The organism is Bradyrhizobium sp. USDA 4486 (assembly GCF_054057995.1).
Genome location: NZ_JBSRZV010000001.1, coordinates 7210491 through 7217500, shown reverse-complemented (window position 1 = coordinate 7217500; position 7010 = coordinate 7210491). Strand labels below are relative to the sequence as shown.

Annotated in this window: 2 protein-coding genes, 2 tRNA genes and 1 rRNA gene; 2 read left to right on the top strand and 3 right to left on the bottom strand. The window is 61.2% G+C overall.

Annotated features, from left to right (window positions below; translation table 11 throughout):
• Nucleotides 1-303 precede the first annotated feature (303 nt).
• The 3 genes from ACVWY3_RS34105 to ACVWY3_RS34095 form a co-directional block, all read right to left on the bottom strand.
• Nucleotides 304-379: transfer RNA gene (locus ACVWY3_RS34105), tRNA-Ala, on the bottom strand.
• A gap of 33 nt (nt 380-412) precedes the next feature.
• A tRNA-Ile gene (locus ACVWY3_RS34100) sits at nt 413-489 on the bottom strand.
• Between the two features lie 190 nt (nt 490-679).
• A 16S ribosomal RNA gene (locus tag ACVWY3_RS34095) occupies nt 680-2168 on the bottom strand.
• A gap of 986 nt (nt 2169-3154) precedes the next feature.
• Between ACVWY3_RS34095 and ACVWY3_RS34090 the strand changes: the two genes are divergently transcribed.
• A complete protein-coding gene (locus ACVWY3_RS34090; RefSeq protein ID WP_456842375.1) occupies nt 3155-5218 on the top strand; it encodes a M23 family metallopeptidase in 2064 nt (687 codons plus the stop codon).
• Nucleotides 5219-5377: 159 nt separating this feature from the next.
• Nucleotides 5378-6997, top strand: coding sequence for a hypothetical protein (locus ACVWY3_RS34085; RefSeq protein ID WP_456842374.1), 1620 nt, complete (start codon nt 5378-5380; stop codon nt 6995-6997).
• The last annotated feature ends 13 nt before the right edge of the window (nt 6998-7010 follow it).

The following is a 7010-nucleotide window of genomic DNA, read 5'->3' as shown; positions in this document are numbered from 1 at the left end:
TTCTCACAGCCGGACATTGACTAGAAAGACCAGCTTGCTTCGTAAGATCGTTCCGATAGCGAGGCGGTCAAGCTTCGCTAAAAGGATCATTTTACAACTCGCGTTCAGCCTCACGGCTGAAAGCGAGCGCCGAAAATGATCCGGAGATAATGAAGGATCCGCGCAACAATCTGCTGCACGACCCAACTCGGATCGATCTCCTCTTTACGATGTCAGAAAACACGCAGTTCACTGTCTATCCAGACTAGTGAATGCGAAGTGATGTTTCGCGGACGACGGTCAGTCGCAGGTGATCAAACCATCTGGTGGAGCCAGACGGGATCGAACCGACGACCTCATGCTTGCAAAGCACGCGCTCTCCCAGCTGAGCTATGGCCCCGTAACCAGAAGACGAATGCTCACTCGATGAAAGTGGTGGGCCTGGGAAGACTTGAACTTCCGACCTCACGCTTATCAAGCGCGCGCTCTAACCAACTGAGCTACAAGCCCCTAACGCACATCCCGTTAAGGACCCTGGATCCTGCCGTTGCAGGCCCAGCGCGTGTTCGTCCGCGAAGAAAGAGAAACGAAGACGGCGAAATCCCGCCAATGCAGCTCAACGATCTGGCGATCTGTTGGCCACTGATGTTTCTAAAACGATCCGATAGTGAGCGTGAGCTCGCTGAAGGATCATCCTTAGAAAGGAGGTGATCCAGCCGCAGGTTCCCCTACGGCTACCTTGTTACGACTTCACCCCAGTCGCTGACCCTACCGTGGCCGGCTGCCTCCCTTGCGGGTTAGCGCACCGTCTTCAGGTAAAGCCAACTCCCATGGTGTGACGGGCGGTGTGTACAAGGCCCGGGAACGTATTCACCGTGGCGTGCTGATCCACGATTACTAGCGATTCCAACTTCATGGGCTCGAGTTGCAGAGCCCAATCCGAACTGAGACGGCTTTTTGAGATTTGCTAGGACTTGCGTCTTCGCATCCCATTGTCACCGCCATTGTAGCACGTGTGTAGCCCAGCCCGTAAGGGCCATGAGGACTTGACGTCATCCCCACCTTCCTCGCGGCTTATCACCGGCAGTCTCCTTAGAGTGCTCAACTAAATGGTAGCAACTAAGGACGGGGGTTGCGCTCGTTGCGGGACTTAACCCAACATCTCACGACACGAGCTGACGACAGCCATGCAGCACCTGTGTTCCAGGCTCCGAAGAGAAGGTCACGTCTCTGCGACCGGTCCTGGACATGTCAAGGGCTGGTAAGGTTCTGCGCGTTGCGTCGAATTAAACCACATGCTCCACCGCTTGTGCGGGCCCCCGTCAATTCCTTTGAGTTTTAATCTTGCGACCGTACTCCCCAGGCGGAATGCTTAAAGCGTTAGCTGCGCCACTAGTGAGTAAACCCACTAACGGCTGGCATTCATCGTTTACGGCGTGGACTACCAGGGTATCTAATCCTGTTTGCTCCCCACGCTTTCGTGCCTCAGCGTCAGTACCGGGCCAGTGAGCCGCCTTCGCCACTGGTGTTCTTGCGAATATCTACGAATTTCACCTCTACACTCGCAGTTCCACTCACCTCTCCCGGACTCAAGATCTTCAGTATCAAAGGCAGTTCTGGAGTTGAGCTCCAGGATTTCACCCCTGACTTAAAGACCCGCCTACGCACCCTTTACGCCCAGTGATTCCGAGCAACGCTAGCCCCCTTCGTATTACCGCGGCTGCTGGCACGAAGTTAGCCGGGGCTTATTCTTGCGGTACCGTCATTATCTTCCCGCACAAAAGAGCTTTACAACCCTAGGGCCTTCATCACTCACGCGGCATGGCTGGATCAGGGTTGCCCCCATTGTCCAATATTCCCCACTGCTGCCTCCCGTAGGAGTTTGGGCCGTGTCTCAGTCCCAATGTGGCTGATCATCCTCTCAGACCAGCTACTGATCGTCGCCTTGGTAGGCCATTACCCTACCAACTAGCTAATCAGACGCGGGCCGATCTTTCGGCGATAAATCTTTCCCCGTAAGGGCTTATCCGGTATTAGCACAAGTTTCCCTGTGTTGTTCCGAACCAAAAGGTACGTTCCCACGCGTTACTCACCCGTCTGCCGCTGACGTATTGCTACGCCCGCTCGACTTGCATGTGTTAAGCCTGCCGCCAGCGTTCGCTCTGAGCCAGGATCAAACTCTCAAGTTGGACTTGAACTTTGAACCGGCTGATCACAACGTTTGACGAGGTCCCACCATACTCGCGAAGCGATTCACATCGCTTGCGAACTGACCTCAATGAAGAGGCCATGGTGTTACCTTTGAAACGTGTACCGCCGAAGTCTTTCGTCCGGTCTCGATCAGAAAAGCCGAAGCTTTTCAGAAGCGAGACCCGCAAGGACTCCGCCGTCCACGTTTCTCTTTCTTCATCTTCACTTGTCAAACAGCCCGGGACCGGAGAGGCCCCAACCTTCCTGAGAGGAAGGGTTCCGACACCCTTACCGACGATGGATGAACTCCAACCGACTGGTGTCGGCTGTTGTGTCACTCAACAAGGTGAGGAGCATCAGTGGCGCGTTCGCTCGCCTTGGTCAGTGACCCGGCGGCGCCGCGCTCAGTGGTTGGGGTTATAGGCCCCGCCTTCCGGGCTGTCAACGCCAATCGTCAACAAATCGTCGCACAGTGGATCACGGAAAAAAGTCAAGCGATTCCAGTCGATTAGGCGGCCAGGGGGCGATCGGATCGAAGCTGCAGGGCAAAAAATCTGAAAAAAAGTTTGCGCCCCTGGGGGCTCCTGAGGGGCTCCGAAGGGGGTCCTGGGCGGCCTGCCGGGTGGCCTCCCGCGCCCGCCCGTTCAGGAAACTTTTTCCATATTAGGCGCCGTACTTGAGCCACAATCCCGCGGCGTTCTGATAAGAGACAAGCTTGAATCGCGGGATGCCAGTGGGGGCTGCCGCGATTTTCGTGGGGTCAGAGGAAGGCAATCATACGATGAGGCGGCCTTCTTCCGACATTCGAGAGACTTCGAGAGACCTTCACCCGTCCAGCTGTTCGTAATTTCGGCCGGCCCTATCGCGGGGCTTTCTGAGCGCGGGCGCCTGTGCGGCTTGCCTTTTCCGGCGATCCCCCTGCAAGAGGGCAACCGGAACGGGGTTCGGAAACGGGCATCTTGGGTCGTTGATTGGGGGACTTGGGTTGAACCACAGGACGTCACGCGGCGCTTACGGGCGTGAGACCGGGATCATCGATCTCGGCCACGAGCCGCCGCTGTCCGTCGATGGTTCGGAAGCCGCCGTCATCGATCGTCGCCGCGTCTCGGTGCAGTGGTTCAGCGGCACAATTCTGACCGGACTCTGCGGCGCGGCCCTGATCGGCGGCGCCGTTTTCGCATCTCTCGACGGCGAGATGACCTTCGCCAAGGTGCCCGAACGCGTCGAAGGCGCGCTGCGCGGCGCCTTTGGCGCAGCCGATCGTGCCGCCACGCTGCACAAGAGCGACCGCCTGCCGCCGCCGAACGAATCCACGGCCTCGCGCAACATCGTGCGCGTCTCGACTGTGGCCCGTGTCGGCAACCGCGACGTGATGCGGGTGCGCCCCTTCGTCCGGATCGCCGGCAACCTGTCGATGACGACCAGCGAGCTGTCGGCGAAGATCCCGCCGTTCAACGCCCAGCGTCTGCTCACAGATGTCGGCTCCGATCCGAAGACCGCCTCCGACGATCCCAACAATCCCGAAGCCGTCGAGCCCGACGCCGAGGTCTCCTTCGTGACCAAGGACCTGTCGCCGGTGCTGCCGAAGGCGAAGATTTCCGCAGTGGTGGCGCTCGACGACATCCTGATGCGGGTGCGCGATGCCGCCAACTGGCGCGGCAATGGCGGCGTCCGCTACGCCTCGCTGGCCAATGCCACGGCCGATGTCTCCGGCGCGACCGGATCGTCCGACATCCGCAGCGCCTACGCGCCGGAAACCTCATCGTCCGATCCCTATGCCGGCTTCGAGACGCGCGTGGTGCCGGAAAACGTCACGCTGCTGCCGAAGACCAAGGAGCAGATCACCGGCGGCAATCCGAGCGGCGAACGCATCTACCTGGTCAAGAAGGGCGACAGCGTCGGCTCCGTGCTGCGCGATCTCGGCGCCAGCGCCGAGGAGATCAAGGCGATCACCGCAACGCTCGGCCCCCGCGGCCGCGACGGCGGCCTGAAGGAAGGCGAGAAGCTCCGCATCCTGATGGCGCCCGCAAGCCCCGGCGCCCGCCTCCAGCCCTATCGCGTCGTGGTTGCAAACGACACTATGGTCGAGGCGATCGCGGCGCTGTCCGATCTCGGCAAATATGTCGCTGTCGACGTCTCCAGCATGAACACCGTCGCCGACGCCACGGCCAACGCCAGCAGCGACGACGATGACGACGATGACGGCACCGGGGTGCGGCTCTACCAGAGCATCTACGAGACCGCGATGCGCAACAAGGTCCCGATGCCGGTCATCGAGGACATGATCAAGATCTACTCCTACGACGTCGATTTCCAGCGCAAGGTGCAGCCGGGCGATTCCTTCGACGTGTTCTACGCCGGCGAGGACGAGGGCGTGACGTCGAGCGAAAAGAACGACGTGCTGTTCGCCTCGCTCACGGTCGGCGGCGAGACCAAGAAATACTACCGCTATCAGAGCCCCGACGATGGTGTCGTCGACTACTACGACGAGACCGGCAAGAGCGCGAAGAAGTTCCTGGTCAGGAAACCCGTCAACAACGCCATCATGCGCTCCGGCTTCGGCGGCCGCCGCCATCCGATCCTCGGCTATGTGAAGATGCACACCGGCGTCGATTGGGCCACCGCCTACGGCACGCCGATCTTCGCCTCCGGCAACGGCGCGATCGAGAAGATCGGCCCCGAGGGCGGTTACGGCAAATATATCCGCATCAAGCACAATAACGGCTACGAAACCGCCTACGGCCACATGTCGGCTTTCGCCAAGGGCATGGAAGTCGGCAAGAAGGTGCGGCAGGGCCAGGTCATCGGCTTCGTCGGCTCGACTGGCGCGTCGACCGGCCCGCACGTCCACTACGAAATCCTGGTCAACGGCCGCTTCGTCGACCCGCTGCGCGTAAAACTGCCGCGCGGCCGTTCGCTGGAAGGCCCGATGCTGGCCGGCTTCGAGAAGGAGCGCGACCGGCTTGACGGCATGATGAGCGGCCGCGGCGGCGCCATCGCCCGCATGTCGGACGCGACCGGCGGTCCGCTCCAGGTCACCAACCGGTAGTAGAAACCGGTAACAGGCCGATATCGGCCGGACATTTTCAAACACGATCGGATTTCGACGTTGACCGCGTGAGACGGCCTCGCGGCGTCACAACGCCAAGTTTCGTTTGCCAAAGCAGCGCCAGGAGCGAATACTTTCCAAAAAACGGGAGGTCTCGCCATGAACAACAGGCTCGCCTGCGCAGCGCTCGTCGCTGCGCTTTTCGTCACCACGGGCGCATCCGCCGACGGCTGGGAGGTGACAAAGCTCGTGCCGGGCTCCGCATTCCATGGCGTGCACGGGCTCGGCATCGACAAGGCCGGCCACCTGTTCGCCGGCAGCGTCGCCGGCGCGGCGCTCTACGAAGTGGACATCGCCGGCGGTACCGCCAAGGTTGCAATTCCGTCTCCCGTCGGCATGGCCGACGACATCGCGTTCGCGCCCGATGGCACCATGGCCTGGACCGGATTCCTCGCCGGCGATCTCTATGCGCGCAAGGGCGACGGCCCCATCAAGAAGCTCGCATCCGGCCTTCCCGGCATCAACTCACTCGCCTTTCGCAAGGACGGCAGGCTCTATGCCACCACCGTTTTCCTCGGCGACACGCTCTATGAGATCGACGTCGAGGGCGTGAAGCCGCCGCGCCAGATCATGGAGAAAATGGGCGGCCTCAACGGCTTCGAGTTCGGTCCGGACGACAAGCTCTACGGTCCGCTCTGGTTCAAGGGCCAGGTCGTAAAGGTCGATGTCGACAAGGCCGAGCTCACCGTCGTCGCCGACGGTTTCAAGGTCCCGGCCGCGGTGAACTTCGATTCCAAGGGCAATCTCTTCGTGGTCGATACCGCGCTCGGCCAGCTCGTCCGGGTCGATCCCAAAACGGGCACCAAGACCACGGTCGCGCAATTGAAGCCGTCACTGGACAACCTCGCCATCGACGACAAGGACCGCATCTACGTCTCGAACATGGCCGACAACGGCATTCAGGAGGTCGATCCGGCGACCGGCCAGGCCAAGCAGATCATCATCGGCAAGCTGGCTTTGCCGGGCGGCATCGGCGTCACCTCGGAGAACGGAAAGGACACAATCCACGTCGCCGACGTGTTCGCCTATCGCACGGTGGACGGCACGACTGGCGAGGTCACCGAGAGGGCGCGCATGCACGCCGCCGGCACGACGCTCGAATATCCCATGAGCGCGACCGCGCAGGGCAACGATGTGGTGCTGTCGAGCTGGTTCACCGGCACGGTGCAGGTGATCGACGCCAAGACCGGCGCAACGCGCGACATGCTGCACGGCTTCAAGGCGCCGCACGATGCGATCGTACTCGCCGACGGCAGCATCCTGGTCGCCGAGCTCGGCACCAAGTCACTGGTCAAGGTGAGCGGCGAGCATGGCAAGGACCGCACCACGTTGATCGGCGGCCTCGAAGGCCCGGTGGGGCTCGTTCGCGGGAGGGCTGACGAGATCTACGTCACCGAAGCCTTTGCAGGCACCGTCTCACGGATCGATAGCAACGGCGAAAAGACCGTACTCGCCAGGGAGCTGAAAATGCCGGAAGGCATCGCGCGCGGTGGCGATGGTCAGCTGATCGTGGCGGAAGTCGGCGCCAAGCGCCTGATCGCGATCGAACCGGAGAGCGGCAAGGTCACCGAGATCGCGGCCAATCTTCCGATCGGCCTCGTGGGCGCGCCGGGAGGCCTGCCGACCCACATTCCGACCGGCGTCGCGGTGGGCGCGAGCGGGGTCATCTATGTCTCCTCCGACCTCGAGAACGCGATCTACAAGCTCGCGAAAAAGTAACCTCCGCCAGACC